The following is a 20,366-nucleotide window of genomic DNA, read 5'->3' on the forward strand; positions in this document are numbered from 1 at the left end:
TTTCATGACGGCGGCAGGCGCACTCTTTATACTAGCGCCGCCATTTTCAGGCTTTCCACACTCAGGATGAAAGGCACTATGGTTACCTCCAATCCTTTTTCCGCCATGTTCGGCCGTTCGCCCTTCCAGCCGCTTCTGGCCCATATCGTCAAGGCCAACGAGTGCGCCGATCAGCTGCTGCCCTTTTTCGAGGCCTCGCTGGCAGGCGACTGGGAGACCGCGACGGCACTGCGTGAGCGTGTCACCTGTCTTGAGCACGATGCGGACACGCTGAAAACCGAGCTGCGCTTGAATTTGCCCAGCACCATGTTCCTGCCGGTATCGCGCTCGGATCTGTTGGATCTGATCAGCGTGCAGGACAAGATCGCCAATAAGGTGCGTGACATTACCGGCATTATGCTGGGACGTAAAATGCGCGTGCCGGATGAGCTTGCCGAGCCGATGCGCGACTACATGATCACCAGCGTAGCCTGCGTGGCTCAGGCGCGTCAGGCGCTCGAGGAGCTCAAGGAGCTGCTGGAATCCGGCTTCGGGCGCAACGTGTCGGATGTTATGCAGAACATGATTCGCGAGCTGCATACCCTGGAACATCAGGCCGACGATCAACAGGTGGCGATTCGCCGCCAGCTTTTCGAGCTCGAAAGTGTACTGCCGCCGGTGGATGTGATCTTCCTTTACAAGATCATCGAGTGGGTGGGCGAAGTATCGGACCGCGCCGAGCGCGTGGGTAGCCGACTGCAGATTTTGACCGCGCGTTAAGGGGACCGCATGCAGATTATTGCCCAGTATGGCGATATTTTTATCATTCTCGCCTGTGTATTCGGCTTTTTCATGGCCTGGGGCGTGGGCGCCAACGATGTCGCCAACGCCATGGGAACCTCGGTGGGGTCGAAAGCGATCACCATCAAGCAGGCCATCATCATCGCGGTGATTTTCGAGTTTCTTGGCGCCTGGCTTGCCGGCGGCGAAGTCACTGCTACCATTCGGGGCGGCATCATCGACCCGGCGCTTTTGGAGGCCAATCCGCAGTTTCTGGTCTACGGCATGCTCTCGGCGCTTCTGGCCGCCGGTATCTGGCTGATGGTGGCCTCGGCCAAGGGCTGGCCGGTCTCGACCACCCACTCGATCGTCGGCGCCATCGTCGGTTTCGCCGCGGTAGGCCTGGGGGTCGAGGCGGTGGCCTGGGACAAGGTGACCCAGATCGCCTCGAGCTGGGTGGTGTCGCCGCTTCTGGCCGGTACCATCGGCTACGTGCTGTTCAAATCCGTTCATCATTTGATTTTCGAAAGCAATGACCCCTTTGCCGCCGCCAAGCGCTACGTGCCTGGCTACGTGTTTCTGGTCGGCTTCATCGTCTCGATGGTGACGCTCACCAAGGGGCTATCCCACGTCGGGCTCGACCTGAGCTTTAGCCAAAGCCTGATCCTCTCGATTCTATTGGGTGCGGCCATCATGGGGCTGGGGATCGTCATGCAGCGGCGGATCAAGTTCGAACAAAACGCCGCCGACCACTTCGGCTACGCCAACGTCGAGCGCGTATTTGGCGTGCTGATGATCTTTACCGCCTGCGCCATGGCGTTCGCCCACGGCTCCAACGATGTCGCCAACGCGGTCGGCCCGCTGGCCGCGGTGATCAGCGTGGTGCGTAGCGAAGGCATGATCGACAGCGCCGCGCTGGTGCCCTGGTGGGTGCTGGTGCTCGGTGGTGGCGGTATCGTGTTTGGTCTGGTGACCTACGGCCACCGCGTGATCGCCACCGTCGGCACCGGCATCACCGAGCTTACGCCGAGCCGCGGCTTTGCTGCGACCCTGGCCGCGGCGAGCACCGTGGTACTGGCCTCGGCCACTGGCCTGCCGATCTCGACCACCCACACGCTGGTCGGCGCGGTGCTGGGCGTGGGACTTGCCCGCGGCATGGCCGCACTCAATCTGCGCGTCATCGGCACCATCGTGATGTCCTGGCTGATCACGCTGCCGGCGGGCGCGTGTCTGGCCATCGTGTTCTTCTTCATGTTCAAGGGCATGTTCGGCTAACGCCAACGCGCCTGCCACGCGGCACCGTTTTGCTTCGCCCCGGCGAGTCTTGCAAAGCGGTGCCGTTTTTTTTGGCGCTGGTTTTTCGGGCTCTGTTAAAGTAGTCGGTCTGCCAACGCCTTCATTCACTCTGCGCCGGAGAGCGGCCCCTTGGATAAACGCTTCCCCTTTGTCGACTGGTTTCGTAACGCCTCGCCGTACATCAACGCGCACCGCGGGCGAACCTTCGTGATTTTGATCGAAGGCGACGCCATGGCCTCACACCGTGGCGAGCAGCTGATTCAGGATCTGGCGCTGTTGCACACGCTCGGCGTTCGCCTGGTCGTGGTGTTCGGCGTGCGCCCCCAGGTGCAGGCTGCGCTCACCGCGGCGGGCGTGGCACCCGTTCACGTCGACGGGCGCTGGGTGGCCGATCGCGCGGTGATGGCTCAGGTCGAGCAGGTGGCGTCCCACCAGCGGCTGTGGCTCGAGGCACGCCTCTCCCTGGGGCTGCCAAGCTCCCCGCTGCACGGCGTTGAGTTAAGCGTAGTCTCCGGCAACCTGGTCACCGCCAAGCCGCTGGGCGTGCGCGAAGGGGTGGATTTCGATCATAGCGGCGAGGTGCGCCGGGTGCGCGCCAGTGCCATTCAGGAGCTTTTGAGCCAAGGGTCGCTGGTATTGCTGCCGCCGCTGGGCTTTTCCAGTACCGGCGAGGTGTTCGATCTCGACGCCGCCGACGTCGCCCAGCACGCCGCCGTGGCGCTCAAGGCGGACAAGCTGATTCTGCTCGGTGACTCGGAAGGCCTCGAAGACGAGCAGGGCGGGCTGCTTCGCCAGCTCAGCCCGAAGGAGGCCGAGCCCCGGCTCGCCGCCGCCGCCCCCGGCTCCGAGCTCGCCCGCCACCTGAGCGCGGCCTCTACCGCGGCGCGCAAGGGCGTGGCGCGCACGCACCTGCTCAGCTGGCAGGACCCGGATGCGCTGCTGGGCGAGCTTTTCACCCGCGACGGCGTAGGCACGATGATCACCGAGCACCGCTACGAGCAGCTTCGAGCCGCCACGCTCAACGACGTGGCGGGGCTTTTGGAGCTTCTCGAGCCGCTGGAGCGCCGCGGGATGCTGGTGGCGCGCTCCCGCGCGCGCCTCGAGCACGAGATCGACGACTACCAGGTGATTGAGCGCGACGGCATGGTAATCGGCTGCGCGGCGCTGCACCTCTTTTCGGAGGCCGGCGTCGGCGAGCTGGCCTGTGTGGCGGTGCACGAAAGCTACCGCGGCGGCGAGCGCGGCGAGCGCCTGATCGAGGCCGTCGAGCGGCGCGCGCGCAAAGCCGGGCTGGCGGCGCTTTTCGTGCTCACCACCCACACCGCCCATTGGTTCGTCGAGCACGGCTTCCAGGACGCAAGCCTGGAGGAGCTTCCGCCGCTCAGGCGCGATACCTACAACCACGCGCGCAAATCCAAGGTGCTGATCAAAACGCTGTAAGACGCGCGACGGGCAGACGGGGCGGGCGAAAAACTGGATAATGGGGGCCATCGCCCAAAGCCATATAAACGCGCCGGGCACACTCATCGATTCGGACGTCTGCCCCATGGAAATCAAGGTCAACTATCTCGACAACCTTCGCCTCGAGGCGAAGTTCGACGACTTCAGCGTTATTTCGGATCAGCCGATTCGCTACAAGGGCGACGGCTCCGCCCCCGGCCCCTTCGACTACTTTCTGGCCTCATCCGCCATGTGCGCGGCGTACTTCGTCAAGGTGTACTGCAACGCGCGCAATATTCCGACCGACAACATTCGGCTCTCCCAAAACAACATCGTCGACCCGGAAAACCGCTACAAGCAGATCTTCAAGATCCAGGTCGAGCTGCCCGAGGACATTTCCGAAAAGGACCGCGAGGGCATGCTGCGCTCGATCGACCGCTGCACGGTGAAAAAGGTCGTGCAGACCGGCCCGGAGTTTCAGATCGAGGTGGTCGAGAACATCGACGAGGACGCTCAGGCGCTTCTCATGGGCGCCCCCGAAGGCGGCGAAACGTTTATTGAGGGCAAGGATGCACCGCTGGAGCAGACCATCGCCACCATGAGCGGCATCCTTGCGGATCTGGGCATGAAGATCGAGATCGCCTCCTGGCGCAATATCGTGCCCCACGTCTGGTCGCTGCACATTCGCGACGCCGCCGCCCCCATGTGCTTCACCAACGGCAAGGGCGCGACCAAGGAGAGCGCGCTGTGCTCGGCGCTGGGCGAGTTCATCGAGCGCCTGTCGTGCAACTTCTTCTACAACGACCAGTTCTTCGGCGAAGAGATCGCGGGCAGTGACTTCGTCCACTACCCGAATGAAAAGTGGTTTCAGCCGGGCCCCAATGACGAACTGCCCGACGAGATCCTCGACGCGCATACGCGGGCGATCTACAACCCGGAAGGCGAGCTTGCCGGCTCGCATCTTTTCGACACCAACTCCGGACGCGTGGACCGCGGCATCGTCTCGCTGCCGTTTACGCGCCACTCGGATGGCGAGACGGTCTACTTCCCGTCGAATCTGATCGAGAATCTGTTTCTGAGTAACGGCATGAGCGCCGGCAACACCCTGGCGGAAGCCCAGGTACAGTGTCTGTCGGAAATTTTCGAGCGCGCGGTCAAGCGCGACATTCTCGAGCAGGAGCTTTCGCTTCCGGACGTGCCGCAGGCGGTGCTGGCGAAGTATCCGGGCATTATCGAAGGCATCCAGGCGCTGGAGGCCCAGGGCTTCCCGGTGCTGGTGAAGGATGCCTCGATGGGCGGCCAGTTCCCGGTCATGTGTGTGACGCTCATGAACCCGCGCACCGGCGGCGTGTTCGCCTCCTTCGGCGCCCACCCAAGCTTCGAGGTGGCACTCGAACGTAGCCTCACGGAACTGTTGCAGGGGCGCAGCTTCGAAGGCCTGAACGATCTGCCGCTGCCGACGTTCAACTCCCAGACGCTGGCCGAGCCCAACAACTTCGTCGAGCACTTCATCGACTCGGTCGGCGTGGTCTCCTGGCGCTTTTTCAGCGCGCGCTCGAACTTCGAGTTCGTCGAGTGGGACTTCACCGACGAAGGGCGCAAGACCTCCCAGCAGGAGGCCGAGACGCTGTTCGACATCTTCGCCGAGCTCGACGCCGAGGTGTACATGGCCGTTCACGAGGATCTCGGCGCGCCGGTATGCCGCATTCTGGTGCCGGGCTACTCCGAGGTGTACCCGATCGAGGATCTGATCTGGGACAACACCAACAAGGCGCTCGACTACCGCGAGGATATTCTCAACCTCCACGCCCTCGACGACGAGGCGCTCACGGATCTGGTCGAGCGCCTGGAAGAGAGCCAGATGGACGATCATGCCGACATCATCACGCTGATCGGCATCGAGTTCGACGAAAACACCGTCTGGGGCCAGCTCACTATATTGGAACTCAAGCTTCTGATCTTTCTGGCGCTGGGTCGGCTCGACGAGGCGCTGGACTGCGTCGAGATGTTTTTGCAGTACAACGACAACACCGTCGAGCGCGGGCTCTTCTACCAGGCGGTACAGGCGGTGCTGGAGATCGCGCTGGACGACGAGCTGGAGCTCGACGACTACCTGCCCAATTTCACCCGCATGTTCGGCGAGGCGACCATGGCGGCGGTGGTCGGCTCCGTCGAAGGCTCCGTGCGCTTTTACGGGCTCACGCCCACCAACCTGCAGCTCGATGGCCTGGAGCGCCACCAGCGCCTGATCGAAAGCTACAGGAAACTTCACGCCGCGCGTGCTGCCAAAGCGGGCCTTGCGTGAGCCAATCAAGAGAGGGTGATATGACCACACCGACGCTACTCAACACCTCGCTGATCGCCGGCGCCCTGGCCCTTGCCCCGGCGGCCTGGGCCCAGAGCTCCGAGCAAAGCCAAAGCGAGGTGCGAAAGCTGTATAGCGGCCAGATGATGCCCGACGAGCAGGTCGAGCTTTCGCGCCACATCGACCGGCTCTTCCCAACCCGCACGGTCAAGGCGGCGGCTGAGCCGCATCGGTTTGGTCAGCGCGACGCCTCGCTCGAGGATTTCTCGCTGACCCATGATGGCGTGACCTACGACATTTATGACTTCATGGCGCTCAACCGGGTGAGCGGGCTGATGGCGGTGCACGACAACGACGTGGTGTTCGAGCAGTACGCGCTCGGCAATACCGCCCAGACGCCCTGGATGTCGATGTCGATCGCCAAGTCGGTCTCCTCGACGCTGATCGGCGCCGCGCTCAAGGATGGCCATATCGAAAGTCTCGACGACCCGGTCAGCACCTACGTGCCGGCGCTCGAGGGCAGCGTCTATGACGACGTCAGCGTCGAGCAGATTCTTTTGATGGCTTCCGGCGTGGCCTGGGATGAAACCTACGCCGATCCGGACTCCGAGCGCCGCCAGATGCTCGAGCTTCAGCTCGAACAGCGCCCGGGCGCGATTCTCGAGTTCATGGGCGGGCTCGAACGCGCCGCCGACCCCGGCACGGTGTGGAACTACAGCACCGGCGAAACCCAGCTGCTCTCGGCGATCATCAACGGTGCGGTAGGCAAGAGCGCCTCTGAATACCTCTCCGAGAAGATCTGGGCGAACTATGGCATGGAAACCGATGCAAAGTGGTGGCTCGACGGCGAGGATGGCCAGGAGATCGGCGGAAGCGGGCTTCTGATCACGCTACGCGACTATGCGCGCTTTGGTCAGTTCGTGCTCGAGGAGCAGCGTGCGCCGAACGTGCTGCCGGAAGGTTGGGTGACGGAGTCGGCAAGACCTCACGAGATCGGTGGCGAGGAGATCGAGTACGGCTACTCCTGGTGGCCGGAAGGTGATAACGCCTTCTCGGCGGTGGGCATCTTCGGCCAGTGGGTGTTCATCGACCCGGACAACGATATGGTCATCGCCATGACCAGCGCCCAGCCCAAGGCGGAAGCCATGGAGATCGTGCCGATCACCCAGTTCTTCCACGCCCTGAGCGACCACCTGGCCGCCAGCGGCGCCGAGCGTTAGACGAGCCGCGCGACTCGGTCGCACAGACAAGGGCTATCCGTCAGGAGGTAGCGATGTTTATTCAGGAGCAGCAGCTCGAGGGCCAGCACGTGCGCCTGGAGCCCTTGAACGCCGGGCATATCGAGGCGCTTGCCGAGGCGGTGCGCGACGGGCAGGGCTGGACGCTCTGGTACGCCAGTGTCCCGCGCCCCGAAGAGATGGCCGCCTACGTGGAGCGGGCCATCGAAGAGGCCAGCCGCGGTCACCTGGCCTACGCCGTGCGCCACCTGGCCAGCGGCGATATCGTTGGCACCACGCGGTTTTACGCCGTCGACGCCGCCAACCGCCGGGCGATGATCGGCTATACCTGGTACTCCCAGAGCGTTCGCGGCACCGCGGTGAACGCCGAGTGCAAGCTCTTGATGCTATCGAACCTGTTCGAGGCCTCCCGGGCAATCGCCTGCGAGTTTCGCACCCACTTCTTCAACCGGGCTTCGCGCGCGGCGATCGAGTCGCTGGGCGCCAAGCAGGACGGTATTTTGCGCGCCCACCAGATCCTGAGTGATGGCTCGCTGCGCGACACCGTGGTCTATTCGATCATCGAATCCGAGTGGCCGGCGGTGCGCATGAATTTGAGGAGCAAGCTCGCGCGATTGACGCCGGGCTGAGAACGCTATTGGCCGCGATACGGGGTCAGACCACTTGGGCGCCCAGCACGTTCTGAAAGTGACCCAGCGCCCAGGCGTGGCCGGCGGCGTCGAAGCTTGCCACGGCGTTCTGATGGACGACGATTTTGAACCCCCGGTTGTAAGCATCGACCGCCGTGTGCAGTACGCAAATATCGGTACATACGCCGACCAGATGCACCTCGGTGATTCCGCGCTCGCGCAGTTTGATTTCAAGGTCGGTGCCGTGAAAGGCGCTGTAGCGGCTCTTGTCCATCGTATGCACGTTGGGTGCGTGCTTTACGCTTGCGTGGTACGCCGCGAGCTCGCCATAGAGCGCCCGGCCCTCGGTACCCACGATATTGTGGGGCGGAAAGAGCGCCGTTTCCGGATGGTAGGGGTCGTCTTGAGCGTGCCGGTCGATGGCGAACACGACGAAGTCGCCGGCCTCGACGAACGACTTCGTCAGCGCCAGCAGGGCATCGTGAATGGCCTGACCCGGCGCGCCGCAGGTGAGACTGCCGGTGTCGGCGACGAAGTCAACGGTGTAGTCGATGTTGATCAGTGCTTTCATGTCTGCCCCTTCGGTCGTGGTGTGGCTGCGCCCTGGTGTATCTAAAGCGAGAGAAAAAACAAAATCAACGGCGGTGATAAAAGCGACAGGATGAAGCCGCTGACCACCGCGACCGGCACGCAGGCCACGCCGCCGTGCTGCTGGATCACCGGCAGGGTGAAATCCATCGAGGTGGCGCCGCCGACGCCGATGGCAAGCGGCGCGTGGCGGTGGATGATCAGCGGAATCAGCACGAACGCTAAAAGCTCCCGGGCCAGGTCGTTGAAAAACGCCACGCCGCCGAGCAGCGGGCCGAGCTGGTCGCCGATCAGAATCGCCGAGAGCGAATACCAGCCAAAGCCCGAGGCCATGGCGAGCCCCTCAAAGGGCGTCAGCGATAAAAGCGGCGCGGCGGCAAGCCCGGCCAGTAGCGAGCTCGCTGCCAGCGTCGCGGCGATGGCCAGCCCCAGCCGGTTGAGCAGAATCTGCTTGAGCGCCATGCCGGAGTTGCGTAGCTGACACCCGATCAGCACGAGCAGCGCGTAGAGCGCCCATTCGGCGAGCAGATCCGCCGTGGTGAACAGTTCGCGGCCCCAAAGCAGCGCCAGCAGCAGACCCAACACCACACCCAGTACGACCGTCACCAGCAGTAACAGTGAGCCCTTGATCGCGGCAAGCTTGCTGGTCGGCGCGTTCTCGACCACGTTAGATGCGCCAGCCTTGAGCGTCAGCCTGCGCGATAGCCAGCCAAGGGCGGCCAGGTTGAACACCATCGTGATCGAAAACAGCACCAGCGTGCTTCCCCCCAGTGTCGAGAGCTGGCCCGTCAGATTCTCGAGTCCGGCCAGGCTCACGCCCATCAGCAGCAAAATCAGATACACCGAGGCGCTGACGCCGCGATTGATGAGTTCCAGCAGCCGCGGTGAGCGAACGCGCAAAAGATAGCCCCCGATCAGAGGCAGCAGTACGATGAGTAAACCGGAGAACATGGGGGTGGGCGAGCCTTATTGCGGTGCAAACCGTGTCAACGTGAGGGTGGTATCCCGGCGGCCATCCTTGATGTACTCCGCAGAGAGAATCAGGCCGGGCCACTGGGGGTGAAAGCTTAAGTCGATATGGCGATCCGGCTTTTCGACGTCCGTAAGCGTGACGCTCGGCGCCTGAAAATCACCGGCGGGAACGCTCACGGTGGTTTCCGGATGGATGTAGTACTGAAAGTGCTCGTCGCGCCCGCGATGGTCGAGAAAGGTGATGTCGCAGGGCGCACGCTCGGTGCACTCGGCTCTCTCCACGCGGCGCGACAGATCGAACAGCGCGGCTTGACGATCGAGGGCGGTAAGCTCGGCCTCACCAAGCGTATAGTCGTCGCCGACGCCCAGCAGGGAATAGCTGCTCGAATAGAGCAGCGCCCGGGTGTCGTTGCCCTCCACCGCGAAGCGGCTGCGCTCCTCACCCTTGGCCACGGCGATGGAAAAACGCATGCTCGAGAGCCAGTGAAGCCCTTCCTGACTGAGCGTATGGCGCACGGTGGCGCCGGGCCAGCCGCGAATTTCCAGCCGGTAGCTCGCCTCGAAAGGGCGCGGGGCGACAAGCTCCGGCGTCTGGGCCGCAGTACTGGCCGCGGTGACGCCCATGGTCAGGCACGCAAGCGCCAGACAGGCGGCGCGGCGGCGCGAAGGTACAGGTTTGAGCACGATCCTTCTCCTTTGCTTCAATCTTCCCTGAGAGCGTCGAGCTCAGCGCTTCGTTCAGTCAAAACGTCGCGGCCGTCAGTAGCCGTCGCTTGGGTTGACCGTGGCGATGGCGTCGCCGGCCTCGAAAGCGTGCAGGTACGAGATCACCTGGTCGATGGCGTCCGCCAGCGGCGTGGGGGCGGCCATGTGCGGCGTGATCAACACGCGCGGATGCTGCCAAAGCGGGTGGGCCGCCGGCAGTGGCTCCTCGCTGAACACGTCCAGCAGGGCGCCGCGCAAATGGCCTTCCTGCTCACCGCTTCCAAGCGCCTCGAGCAGGGCGTCTTCGTCGATCAGACCGCCCCGGCCCGGGTTGATCACGCTTCCGCCCTTGGGCAGGCGCGCGAGCCGCTCGGCGTTCAGAATATGCCGAGTGGCCGGGGTGTCCGGCAAAATGGTCACCACGCTTTGAACCTGGCCCAACAGCTCATCGAGCCCCGCCTCGCCGTGCAGGCAGCGCACGTTCTTGAGCGTCTTGGGCGACCGGCTCCAGCCCAGCACCGGAAAACCGGCCTGGTCGAGGGCGCTCGCCACCGCCTGGCCGATCGCCCCGAGCCCCAGGACGCCGACCGGCCACTGGGCTTTCTCCACGACCTCGTGTGGCTGCCACTGCGCGCCTGGCTGCTGCGCGCTGTAGCGGTCCATGCTGCGATAGAAATGCAGCACCCCGTAGAGCACGTAGTCAGCCATCAGCTCGCCCATACCGGCGTCGCGCAGCTTGACGATCGGTACGTCTGCCGGGCGCTCGGGGGAGGCGAGCAGGTGATCCACACCGGCGCCCAGGTTGATGATGCCTTTAAGCGCGCGCTGCTCGGCCAGCAGATGCCCCGGCGCCTTCCAGACGGCGAGATAGTCGGCGCCCTGGCGCTCTTGCGCCGGCGCATCGCTTTTGAGCACCGTTGCCTCGGGTAGCGCCTCGCTGAGTGCGGCCTGCCACTGGTCGGCCTGGTCGGTATGTACCACGATCTTCATGAAAAACCTCCGTGAATCGCATGTTGTAGGTTACCAGCTATCATGGGTTAAGTGGGGGAAGGGCTGCAAGGACGCCGCGCACCCTCAGCGCCACGTTGGCGCCCATTTTGAGGCGAAAAGGAGATTCACCATGGCAACCCGCAAGGCCCACGTGGTCACGCGTCAACGAAGCGGCAAGGGCTTTACCTATAAAACCGAAGATGGCGAAACGCTCAAGGATCAAACGTGGCGCGACTGGATCAAGTCGCTTGCCATTCCGCCGGCTTGGCGCGACGTCGAGATCACCCTCGACACGCGCCACCATATCTACGCCACCGGCCGCGACGACGCCGGGCGCAAGCAGTACGTCTACAACCCCAAATGGCGCGAGAAACGCGAGGCGCTAAAGTTCGATCGCATGATCGCCTTCGCCCAGAAGCTCACGCCGATGCGAAGGGTGACCGGCCAGCACATGCTGCAGGAGGGTCTGCCGCGCGAAAAAGTGCTGGCGTGCATGGTGCGTTTGATCGACAGCGCTTATTTCCGCCCGGGCAGCGAGCGCTATCGTCAGCAAAACGACTCCTATGGGCTGACCACCATGCGCTCGAAACACTTGACCATCGACGGCGACGAGCTGATTTTCGACTACCGTGGCAAAAGCGGCCAGGACCAGCACCGGGTGGTAGAGGATGCGCGTTTGGCGAGCGTGGTCGCAGAGCTCGATGAAACGCCGGGCTACGAGATCTTCAAGTATTTCGACGACGAGGGCCACAAGGTGCGCGTCGACAGTGCTGATCTCAACGACTACATCCACGAGGTAATGGGCGAGCAGTTCAGCGCCAAGGATTTTCGAACCTGGGCGGGTACCTCGATCGCCGCGCTGGCGCTCGAGGAGCTGGGGGTCGACGAGGATGAAAAGGTCAGCGAGAAGAACGTGCGCGAGGCCGTCGAGCGGGTGGCGAAATCCTTGGGCAATACGCCAAGCATCGCCAGGGCGAGTTACATCGACCCTCGGGTGGTGGAGAGCTACCTGGACGGTCAGACGCTCGAGAACTTTCGCCAGCTGGTCGAAGTCGAGCTCGAACACGAGGATCTGACCGGGCCGGACGAGCGCGCCGTGCTCGAGCTTTTGAAAAGTCGCCTGAAGCGCAAGACCTGATGCGCGTCGACGCCACGCCAGCACGGCCGGTTTTTGATAAGGGCTTTTGGTAAGGGCTTTTGATAAAGCCTTTGACCCAACGCCAAGGGTCGGTGCTAGTATCGGCTCAAGACGGCAATGGCGGTGCTCGCACGGACCTTTCGCTGCATGGGCCCAGCAAGCTGGTTTTTAGTGATTTAAAAGGGCGAGTTGCTCGATGAATGAGGTTTCCCTGCCTTTCACTCGCGAAGAGTATGCCGCGCGCCTTTGGAAGGTGCGCGCTGAAATGGCCAGCCGCGGTATCGACGTACTGATCGTCAGCGACCCCTCCAACATGGCCTGGCTGACCGGTTACGACGGCTGGTCGTTCTATGTCCATCAGTGCGTACTGGTGGGGCTCGAAGGCGAGCCGGTCTGGTTCGGAAGACGTATGGACGCCAACGGAGCGCTTCGCACCTGCTGGATCGACCCGGAGAACATCACCTACTATCCCGACTACTACGTGCAGAACCCGGACATGCATCCGATGGAGTATCTGGCACAGTCGGTGATGCCCGGGCGCGGCTGGCACACCGGCGTGGTCGGCATGGAGATGGACAACTACTATTTCTCCGCCAAGGCCTACCAAAGCCTTCTACGCGAGCTGCCCCACGCCCGCTTCATGGACGCCAACGCGTTGGTCAACTGGTGCCGGGCGATCAAGTCGCCTCAGGAGATCGAGTATCTGCGCGTGGCCGGACGCATCGTCGAGGGCATGCACTCGCGCATCATCGAAGTGATCGAGCCGGGGCTTCCCAAGAGCAAGCTGGTCTCGGAGATCTATCGCGTCGGCATCGAAGGCTTCGTCGATGAGCAGGGCCGCGTGTTCGGCGGCGACTACCCGGCCATCGTACCGATGCTGCCCACCGGCAAGGACGCGGCCGCCCCGCACTTGACCTGGGACGACACCCCGTTTCGCGAAGGCGAGGGCACGTTCTTCGAAATCGCCGGGGTGTTCAAGCGCTACCACGCCCCGATGTCGCGCACGGTGTTTCTCGGCACGCCTCCCAGAGACTTCATCCGCGCCGAATCCGCGCTTCTGGAAGGCATCGAAAACGGCCTGGCTGTGGCCAAACCCGGCAACCGCACCGCGGATATCGCCATGGCCCTGGGCGCGGCGATGGACAAGTACGGCTTTGATCGCGGCGGGGCCCGCTGCGGCTACTCCATCGGGCTCTCCTACCCACCGGACTGGGGCGAGCGAACCATGAGCCTGCGCCCGTCCGACGAAACGGTTCTGAAACCTGGCATGGTGTTTCACTTCATGCCCGGGCTCTGGGTAGAAGAGTGGGGCCTTGAGATCACCGAAAGCATTCTGATCACCGAAAGTGGCTGCGAGACCCTGGCGAACTTTCCCCGGCAGCTATTTGTGAAGTAGCGAGGCGACGATAGGCTCCACGTTCGCCATCGCGCCGACGACGATTCGACACAAGGACATATGCATGACTCAGCAAGCGAGCACCCGGCGGCCAAGCCCCGTCTCTGCCACCGTGGATTTCGACGCCGACGGCGTTCAGCACGGCTTTCTGAAGCTGCCGATCTCCACCGATATCTCCGCCTGGGGGGCGGTGATGATTCCCGTCACCGTGGTGAAAAACGGCGACGGCCCCACTGCGCTTCTGACCGGCGGCAACCACGGCGACGAGTATGAAGGCATCACCTCGCTTTTGAAGCTCTCAAGCGCCCTGAAAGCCGAAGAGGTCTCCGGGCGGGTGATCATCGTGCCGTGCATGAACACTCCGGCGGTAATGGCCGGCACGCGCACCTCGCCCATGGATAAAGGCAACCTTAACCGAAGCTTTCCCGGCGACCCGGATGGCGGCGTCACCGCACAGATCGCCGACTACTTCACCCGCGTGCTGGTACCGATGAGCGACGTGGTGCTCGACCTGCACTCCGGTGGGCGCACCCTCGATATCCTGCCGTTTGCCGCCTCCCACGTGCTCGATGACAAGAATCAGCAGCGGGCCGCCCTCGATGGCGCCAGAGCGTTCGGGGCGCCCTACGCCATGGTGATGTTCGAGCTCGACGCCGAGCGGCTTTTTGACACCGCCTGCGAGCGCCAGGGCAAGGTGTTTGTGGCCACCGAGCTCGGCGGCGGCGGCACGTCCACCCCACACAGCATGGCGATCGCCGAACAGGGCGTGCGCAATTTCCTGATTCACTACGGGCTGGTCGAAGGCGAGGTGGCCATGCCGGACGGCGGCCAGGTCTATCTCGATATGCCGGATGCCCGCTGCTACGTGCAGAGCCAGCACCAGGGCGTGTTGGAGTTGACCGTGGCGCTGGGCGATGCGGTCCAAAAGGGCCAGACCATTGCTTACGTGTACGACATGTCGCGAAGCGGCGCCGAGCCGGTGGCTTACAAGGCCGAACGCGACGGTGTTCTGATGGCGCGCCGCGCACCGTCGCTTATCAATATGGGAGATACGCTCGCGGTGATCGCCGATGTCGTCGACCGACTTGAGGCGTAACGCCACGTGCTGAAACTCGACCGCTATGACCTGAAGATTCTCGACATTCTCAGCCGCGATGGACGCATCACCAAGTCCAAACTGGCCGAGGCGATCAATCTATCGATCAGCCCCTGCTGGGAGCGGGTCAAGCGGCTCGAGAAGGCCGGGGTCATCGAGGGGTATACCGTCTGTATCAACGCCGAGGCTCTGGTGCCGCGCAACCCGGTGTGGGTGCAGATCGAGCTCAAGGCGCACAACGTGGAGAGCTTTTCGCGCTTCGAGGCGCTGGTGCTCGAAACGCCGGAGGTCACCGAGTGCGTGGCGGTCGGCGGCGGGGTGGATTACCTGGTGAAGTTCGAAGCACGCTCGATCGACAGCTATCAGCGCCAGATGGATCGCTGGCTGGTCTCAGAGGCCGGTATCGAGCGCTACTTTACGTATATCGTGACCAAGACCGTCAAGCGCCAACCGCTGGCGCTCGAGTTCGACGAGCCGTCATGACATCTTGTTGGCGTGATGAGGGGAAGGCGCATACTCGCGCCGGCACACCCGATTGCGCCCTTGCTGCTTGGCATCGTAAAGCGCCTGGTCGGCGCATCGGGTCAGCTCCTTGAGGGTGGTGCCACTGCCGAGCGCCCCACTGCAAACGCCCACGCTCACGGTCACCTTGCCCGCCGGCACGCCCCGGTGGGCAATACGCCGTTCGGCGACCCGCTCGCGAATGTGCTCCGCTACGGCCAGCGCGTTATCGTGGCAGGACGCTTCGCCGTAGCGCAGTACCAGAAACTCTTCGCCCCCATAGCGGCACACCACGTCCCTGGGCGCGCAGGCGCTTTTGATGGCATTGGCGACCTCGCGCAGCGCACTGTCTCCCTCGGCATGACCGTAATGGTCGTTGTAATCCTTGAAATGGTCGATATCGACCACGATCACCGTGGCTTTCTCTAGCGAAGCGCTGCGCTGCGCCAGTTTCTTTTCCTGACGGGCCAGCGCCCGGCGGTTGGCAAGCCCGGTGAGCGGGTCCAGGTGCGAAAGGCGCTCGAGTTCGACGTTACGCTCGGTCAGCTCGCCGCGCAGGCGCTCCACGTGGAGATTCTCCATATAGAGGCGCAGCGACTCGGAGGAGAAGCGGTAGTTGGCCATCAGCGACAGCACCAGCACCGGCACGCCGACGGACAGATTACGCACGACGTACTCTGGCGTCACTCCCTCCAGAAACCAGACGGTCGAGTAGAGGCACGCAAACACGAACAGCGAGGCGTAAACGCTGTACTCGAATGGCGGAGTAAAGACGATGGTGAGCACGAGAATGAACACTAGCCCGGCATAGAAGTAGTCGAGCACGCTCGGGTCGTGGGAGCCAACGATCACCAGACACCAGGCGACGCACCCAAGGCAGGCCTGGCAGGTGCCTGCGAGTTCCTTTAACCGAATCGGGCCGGGCCGGTCGTAGTAAAGCATCAGTGCGACCGTGGTCGGCCCCACCAGCAGCCCGCGAATCAATATCGAACGCCAGGTGACATCATCAAGCAGGTAGATATCGACCAGCGTGTAGAAAAAGTAGAAAAACGCGAGCCAAAGCGTGAGCAGCTTGATCGAGCGAAGGCGCTCATCGTGTCGATAATTATCGTAGTGATCACGGACCGTCAGGTCGCCGGCGCGTTGCGAAAGCGCCTTGTAGTAGGAAGTGAGTCGATACACGAAATCGGCCTCTATGATGCCGGCACGGGGGCAATGGGTCACTCAAACGGTGCCGGCATGAAAAAGATCATTTAACTCTCATGAGTTTACTCCACAAATGTTTGCAAGTGCCGTATTTGCACATGCGAACCAAAAAAAACCGTCGTTGAAGCGCGAGCCACCAAAAAAAGCGCACGCTCGGCCGCGTTTTTCGAAAACACTTCGGGTGAATCCTCGCGTAGCGTAGAGCCATCGAGTCAGCGCCACGGGCGCTTATCGCTTTTTGCACGTCTTCGCCGCTTGTTGACGAAGGCCAGGGAGGTTTTATGACCACGTACGCCGCCACACTGTCCAATCGTCTGGATGACCCGCGTCTGTTTCGCCAGTACGCCTACGTGAACGGCAAATGGACCCACGGCGAGGGCGGACGCGAGGAGGGCGTCGTCGATCCCGCCACGGGAGAGACGATCGGCCATATTCCGCTGCTCGAGGCCAGCCAAATCACCGCCGCCGTTGACGCCGCCGAGGCCGCCTTCAGCCAATGGCGGCTGCTGCGCGCCGACGAGCGCTGCGAGCGCCTGCTTGCCTGGTACGATCTGATTCAGGCCCATCGCGAGGATCTGGCCCGCATCATGACCCTGGAACAGGGCAAACCGCTGCCGGATGCCCGCGGCGAAGTGGAGTACGGTGCTAGCTTCGTGCGCTGGTTTGCCGAAGAGGGCAAGCGCACCTACGGCGACACCATCCCCAGCCACATTCCGAACGCCTCACTGGGCACCATAAAGGAGCCGGTCGGCATCGCGGCGATGATCACGCCCTGGAACTTCCCGCTGGCGATGATCACCCGCAAGGCAGCGGCGGCACTTGCCGCCGGTTGCCCGGTGATCGTCAAGCCCGCCAATGAAACGCCGTTTTCCGCGCTGGCGCTGGCCGAGCTTGCCGAGCGTGCGGGCATTCCGGCGGGCATTTTCAACGTGGTGCTGGGCGAGCCCGCCGAGGTGTCGAAGATTTTGTGTCGCGAGCCGCGCATCCGGGCGCTGTCGTTTACCGGCTCCACCCGCGTCGGGCGGCTTCTGATCGAGCAAAGCGCCGACACCGTCAAGCGCCTGTCGCTGGAGCTGGGTGGCAATGCCCCGTTCATCGTCGGCCCGGATATGGATCCGCGCGAGGCCGCACTCGCCGCGGTGGCGGCGAAGTTCCAGACCGCCGGGCAGGACTGTCTCGCCGCCAACCGAATTTTGGTGCACGCCTCGATCCACGATGAGTTCGTGGCGCACTTTACCGAGCGGATGGCCGCGCTCACCGTGGGCAACGGCTTCAAGGGCGAGGTGGACCTGGGCCCGCTGATTCACCGCCAAGCGGTAGAGAAGGCCGCCGCGATCGTCGATGACGCCCTTTCCAAAGGCGCGACGCTGATCGCCGGCGACCAGCAAAAGGCGCCGGGCGAGAACTTCTTCATGCCGGTGCTGTTGACGGGCGTTACGCCGAAAATGAAGGTCTGGCGCGAGGAAAACTTCGCCCCGGTGGCCGGTATTACCGCGTTTGAAAGCGATGACGAGGTGATCAGTATGGCCAACGACACCGAGTATGGGCTGGCCGCCTACGTCTATACCCACGATATCCGTCGCATCTGGAAACTTTTGCGGGCGCTTGAGTACGGCATGGTCAGCGTCAACTCGGTTAAAATGACCGGCCCGCCGGTGCCCTTCGGCGGCGTCAAACAGTCCGGGCTTGGCCGCGAGGGCGGCGCCACCGGCATCGACGAGTATCTGGAAACCAAGTACTACTGCCTGGGGGCACTGGGCTCCGTTTCCGGCAGTTAAGCGAATCGGCAACGTCATGTCATTTTTATCACGCATTTATCAGGCCTCGTTCGATGTCGAGCGGGGCGCACGTCAAGAAGGCAGCGTATGAGTCAGCATCAAGCGTTAATCGACCGCGACCGTGAGGTCACCTTTCACGCCTCGACCCACCTCAAGGACTTCGCCCACGGCGACGCGCCGGGGCGCGTGATCACCGGCGGTAAAGGCATCAATATCGTCGACAAGGACGGCCGCGAGTTCATCGACGGCTTTGCCGGGCTATATTGTGTGAACATCGGCTACGGGCGCACCGAAATCGCCGAGGCGATCTACAAGCAGGCGCTCGAGCTCTCCTACTACCACACCTACGTGGGCCACTCCAACGAGCCGCAGATCGAGCTGTCCGAGCGCATCGTCAAGGCCGCTGGCATGAACATGTCGAAGGTCTACTACGGCATGTCAGGTTCGGACGCCAACGAAACCCAGCTCAAGATCGTGCGCTACTACAACAATGTGCTTGGTCGCCCGCAGAAGAAGAAGGTCATTTCGCGGATGCGCGGCTACCACGGCTCCGGCATCGCGTCTGGCTCGCTCACAGGCCTCAAGGCGTTTCACGACCATTTCGATCTGCCGATCGACACCATTCGCCACACCGAAGCGCCGCATTACTATCTGCGCGCCGCCGAGCAGCACGGCATGACCGAGCGCGAGTTTTCAGCGTATTGTGCCGAAAAGCTCGAGACGATGATTCTGGAAGAGGGCCCGGACACCGTGGCCGCGTTCATCGGCGAGCCGGTGCTCGGCACCGGCGGCATCGTGCCGCCGCCGGAAGGCTACTGGGAAGCGATTCAGGCGGTTTTGAACAAGTACGACGTGCTGTTGATCGCCGACGAAGTGGTCTGCGGATTCGGGCGCACCGGGTCCGCCTTCGGTAGCCATCACTACGGCATCGAGCCGGATCTCGTCACCATCGCCAAGGGCCTGACCAGCGCCTACCAGCCGCTGTCCGGCGTCATCGTCGGTGACAAGGTGTGGAAAGTGCTCGAAGCCGGCACCGGTGAGTTTGGCCCGATCGGTCACGGCTGGACCTACTCCGGCCACGCGCTGGGCTGCGCGGCGGGGCTTGCCAACCTGGACATCATCGAGCGCGAGAACCTGGTCGGCAACGCCGCGGAAACCGGCGCCTACTTCCAGAGCCAGCTGAAAGCGACCTTCGAGGGCCACCCGCTTCTCGGCGACGTGCGCGGTGTGGGCCTGATGGCCGCACTCGAGTTCTCGCCGGAGGCGAAACAGCGCCTGCACTTCGACCCGGCGCTGAAAGTCGGCCCACGGGTCGCCGCGGCAGCACTCGAGGAGAACCTGATCGCCCGCGCCATGCCCCAGGGCGATATCCTCGGCTTCGCCCCGCCCTTGACCATCAACCGCCAGGAGGTGGACGAAGTGATTGCGCGGGCCAAGCGTGCCGTCGACCGCGTCACCGACGAGCTGACCCGCTCGGGCGACCTCAAGACCGGCGAGCAGGAAGCGGCGTTTACCGTTTGATCCAGCGCTTGGGTCAACACGCCGCTGCCTCGTGCAGCGGCGTTTTTGTTTTGCGCCGGGCAGGCTACGCTTAGAGCATCCCTTTTGATTCTGACAACGAGGTGCAGGATGCAACCGGTTTTAGCCTTCGACGTTTACGGCACGCTAATCGACACCCAGGGCGTCACCGAGGAGCTCGAGCGGCGGCTGGCGGACGGCTCGCGTGCTCAGGAATTTGCCAGGCGCTGGCGCGAGAAGCAGCTCGAGTACAGCTTTCGCGTTGGTCTGATGGGCGCCTACGTAACGTTCGCCGAATGCACTCGGCGCGCGCTGATCTTTACCGACCGGGCGCTGCAAACCGGCCTTTCCGACAACGACTGCGATCACCTGATGACGCTCTACGGCGAGCTTCCCGCCTTCGATGACGTGCGCCCGGCGCTGGCCGGTCTCAAGGAGGCCGGTTTTCGCTGCGTGGCGTTCTCCAACGGTACCGAAGAGGCAGTGGCAGGGCTTTTGGGCCGGGCCGGCGTCTCGGCCTACATCGACGACTGGGTCAGCGTCGATGCCATCAAGCGCTTCAAACCCGACCCGGCGGTTTACGCCTATCTTCGCAGCCGGCTGGACGTGCGCCCCGAGCACACTTGGCTCGTTTCGAGCAACGCTTTCGATGTGATCGGCGCCAGGCACGCCGGGCTCAAGAGCGCCTGGGTGCGCCGGCGAAGCGATGCGCCTTTCGATCCCTGGGGAATCGAGCCGGACATGACCGTCACCGACCTCGAGTCGTTTTCGTCGCGTATCATGGGGTAGGGCGCTTACGAGCGCGGTGCTT

18 protein-coding genes are annotated in these 20,366 nt (G+C 63.2%); 13 read left to right on the plus strand and 5 right to left on the minus strand.

The window, feature by feature from the left end:
- Positions 1-78: 78 nt before the first annotated feature.
- From RN346_RS03965 to RN346_RS03990, 6 genes are all read left to right on the plus strand, one after another.
- Positions 79-759, plus strand: a complete 681-nt coding sequence (locus tag RN346_RS03965) for a TIGR00153 family protein (protein WP_263584875.1) — start codon at positions 79-81, stop codon at positions 757-759.
- 9 nt (positions 760-768) lie between these two features.
- Positions 769-2,034 (plus strand): inorganic phosphate transporter, encoded by a 1,266-nt coding sequence (locus RN346_RS03970; protein WP_263584874.1) that lies wholly within the window; start codon positions 769-771, stop codon positions 2,032-2,034.
- Between the two features lie 150 nt (positions 2,035-2,184).
- Positions 2,185-3,495 (plus strand): amino-acid N-acetyltransferase, encoded by a 1,311-nt coding sequence (argA, locus tag RN346_RS03975; RefSeq protein WP_311962199.1) that lies wholly within the window; start codon positions 2,185-2,187, stop codon positions 3,493-3,495.
- Positions 3,496-3,601: 106 nt separating this feature from the next.
- Complete coding sequence (locus RN346_RS03980; RefSeq protein ID WP_311962688.1) at positions 3,602-5,800, plus strand: OsmC domain/YcaO domain-containing protein; 2,199 nt, start codon at positions 3,602-3,604, stop codon at positions 5,798-5,800.
- A gap of 20 nt (positions 5,801-5,820) precedes the next feature.
- A complete protein-coding gene (locus RN346_RS03985; RefSeq protein ID WP_311962200.1) occupies positions 5,821-7,020 on the plus strand; it encodes a serine hydrolase in 1,200 nt (399 codons plus the stop codon).
- Positions 7,021-7,073: 53 nt separating this feature from the next.
- A complete protein-coding gene (locus RN346_RS03990) occupies positions 7,074-7,667 on the plus strand; it encodes a GNAT family protein (RefSeq protein WP_311962201.1) in 594 nt (197 codons plus the stop codon).
- Between the two features lie 25 nt (positions 7,668-7,692).
- On the opposite strand, the gene RN346_RS03995 is transcribed toward RN346_RS03990, so the two are convergent.
- The 4 genes from RN346_RS03995 to RN346_RS04010 form a co-directional block, all read right to left on the minus strand.
- Entirely contained in the window at positions 7,693-8,238 is a 546-nt protein-coding gene (locus RN346_RS03995) for a cysteine hydrolase family protein (protein ID WP_263584870.1), read from the minus strand.
- Positions 8,239-8,279: 41 nt separating this feature from the next.
- Positions 8,280-9,206, minus strand: a complete 927-nt coding sequence (locus RN346_RS04000; protein ID WP_311962203.1) for a lysine exporter LysO family protein — start codon at positions 9,204-9,206, stop codon at positions 8,280-8,282.
- Positions 9,207-9,221: 15 nt separating this feature from the next.
- Positions 9,222-9,911: a hypothetical protein gene (locus tag RN346_RS04005; RefSeq protein WP_311962205.1), complete on the minus strand. Its 690-nt coding sequence runs from the start codon at positions 9,909-9,911 to the stop codon at positions 9,222-9,224.
- Between the two features lie 75 nt (positions 9,912-9,986).
- On the minus strand, positions 9,987-10,922 hold the full coding sequence (locus RN346_RS04010) for a glyoxylate/hydroxypyruvate reductase A (protein WP_311962206.1): 936 nt from the start codon (positions 10,920-10,922) through the stop codon (positions 9,987-9,989).
- 130 nt (positions 10,923-11,052) lie between these two features.
- Here RN346_RS04010 and RN346_RS04015 point away from each other — a divergent pair, with 130 nt between their 5' ends.
- The 4 genes from RN346_RS04015 to RN346_RS04030 all read left to right on the plus strand — a co-directional run bounded on the left by RN346_RS04015 (position 11,053) and on the right by RN346_RS04030 (position 15,035).
- The gene (locus RN346_RS04015; RefSeq protein ID WP_311962207.1) at positions 11,053-12,060 is read left to right on the plus strand and encodes a DNA topoisomerase IB; all 1,008 of its coding nucleotides are present in this window, start codon (positions 11,053-11,055) and stop codon (positions 12,058-12,060) included.
- Positions 12,061-12,256: 196 nt separating this feature from the next.
- Positions 12,257-13,456, plus strand: coding sequence for an ectoine hydrolase DoeA (gene doeA / locus RN346_RS04020; RefSeq protein ID WP_311962208.1), 1,200 nt, complete (start codon positions 12,257-12,259; stop codon positions 13,454-13,456).
- Positions 13,457-13,520: 64 nt separating this feature from the next.
- Positions 13,521-14,552 carry a N(2)-acetyl-L-2,4-diaminobutanoate deacetylase DoeB gene (doeB, locus tag RN346_RS04025; protein ID WP_311962209.1) on the plus strand — a complete coding sequence of 344 codons (1,032 nt, stop codon included), beginning with the start codon at positions 13,521-13,523 and terminating at the stop codon, positions 14,550-14,552.
- A gap of 6 nt (positions 14,553-14,558) precedes the next feature.
- A complete protein-coding gene (locus RN346_RS04030; RefSeq protein WP_263584864.1) occupies positions 14,559-15,035 on the plus strand; it encodes an Lrp/AsnC family transcriptional regulator in 477 nt (158 codons plus the stop codon).
- On the opposite strand, the gene RN346_RS04035 is transcribed toward RN346_RS04030, so the two are convergent.
- Entirely contained in the window at positions 15,030-16,235 is a 1,206-nt protein-coding gene (locus RN346_RS04035) for a GGDEF domain-containing protein (RefSeq protein ID WP_263584863.1), read from the minus strand. The genes RN346_RS04030 and RN346_RS04035 overlap by 6 nt on opposite strands.
- Before the next feature lie 305 nt (positions 16,236-16,540).
- Here RN346_RS04035 and RN346_RS04040 point away from each other — a divergent pair, with 305 nt between their 5' ends.
- The 3 genes from RN346_RS04040 to RN346_RS04050 all read left to right on the plus strand — a co-directional run bounded on the left by RN346_RS04040 (position 16,541) and on the right by RN346_RS04050 (position 20,344).
- Positions 16,541-18,037 (plus strand): NAD-dependent succinate-semialdehyde dehydrogenase, encoded by a 1,497-nt coding sequence (locus RN346_RS04040; protein ID WP_311962210.1) that lies wholly within the window; start codon positions 16,541-16,543, stop codon positions 18,035-18,037.
- An 87-nt stretch (positions 18,038-18,124) separates the two neighbouring features.
- On the plus strand, positions 18,125-19,558 hold the full coding sequence (locus RN346_RS04045; RefSeq protein ID WP_263584861.1) for an aspartate aminotransferase family protein: 1,434 nt from the start codon (positions 18,125-18,127) through the stop codon (positions 19,556-19,558).
- A gap of 108 nt (positions 19,559-19,666) precedes the next feature.
- A complete protein-coding gene (locus tag RN346_RS04050) occupies positions 19,667-20,344 on the plus strand; it encodes a haloacid dehalogenase type II (RefSeq protein ID WP_263584860.1) in 678 nt (225 codons plus the stop codon).
- Positions 20,345-20,366 lie beyond the last annotated feature (22 nt).

The sequence above is a fragment of the Halomonas sp. PAMB 3232 genome, assembly GCF_031954225.1.
Taxonomy (GTDB): Bacteria; Pseudomonadota; Gammaproteobacteria; order Pseudomonadales; family Halomonadaceae; genus Vreelandella.

Coding starts and splice junctions, on each gene's coding strand:
- RN346_RS03965 (WP_263584875.1), top strand. CDS start 79: ATGGTTACCTCCAATCCTTTTTCCGCCATGTTCGGCCGTTCGCCCTTC.
- RN346_RS03970 (WP_263584874.1), top strand. CDS start 769: ATGCAGATTATTGCCCAGTATGGCGATATTTTTATCATTCTCGCCTGT.
- RN346_RS03980 (WP_311962688.1), top strand. CDS start 3,602: ATGGAAATCAAGGTCAACTATCTCGACAACCTTCGCCTCGAGGCGAAG.
- RN346_RS03985 (WP_311962200.1), top strand. CDS start 5,821: ATGACCACACCGACGCTACTCAACACCTCGCTGATCGCCGGCGCCCTG.
- RN346_RS03990 (WP_311962201.1), top strand. CDS start 7,074: ATGTTTATTCAGGAGCAGCAGCTCGAGGGCCAGCACGTGCGCCTGGAG.
- RN346_RS03995 (WP_263584870.1), bottom strand. CDS start 8,238: ATGAAAGCACTGATCAACATCGACTACACCGTTGACTTCGTCGCCGAC.
- RN346_RS04000 (WP_311962203.1), bottom strand. CDS start 9,206: ATGTTCTCCGGTTTACTCATCGTACTGCTGCCTCTGATCGGGGGCTAT.
- RN346_RS04010 (WP_311962206.1), bottom strand. CDS start 10,922: ATGAAGATCGTGGTACATACCGACCAGGCCGACCAGTGGCAGGCCGCA.
- RN346_RS04015 (WP_311962207.1), top strand. CDS start 11,053: ATGGCAACCCGCAAGGCCCACGTGGTCACGCGTCAACGAAGCGGCAAG.
- doeA (WP_311962208.1), top strand. CDS start 12,257: ATGAATGAGGTTTCCCTGCCTTTCACTCGCGAAGAGTATGCCGCGCGC.
- doeB (WP_311962209.1), top strand. CDS start 13,521: ATGACTCAGCAAGCGAGCACCCGGCGGCCAAGCCCCGTCTCTGCCACC.
- RN346_RS04040 (WP_311962210.1), top strand. CDS start 16,541: ATGACCACGTACGCCGCCACACTGTCCAATCGTCTGGATGACCCGCGT.
- RN346_RS04045 (WP_263584861.1), top strand. CDS start 18,125: ATGAGTCAGCATCAAGCGTTAATCGACCGCGACCGTGAGGTCACCTTT.
- RN346_RS04050 (WP_263584860.1), top strand. CDS start 19,667: ATGCAACCGGTTTTAGCCTTCGACGTTTACGGCACGCTAATCGACACC.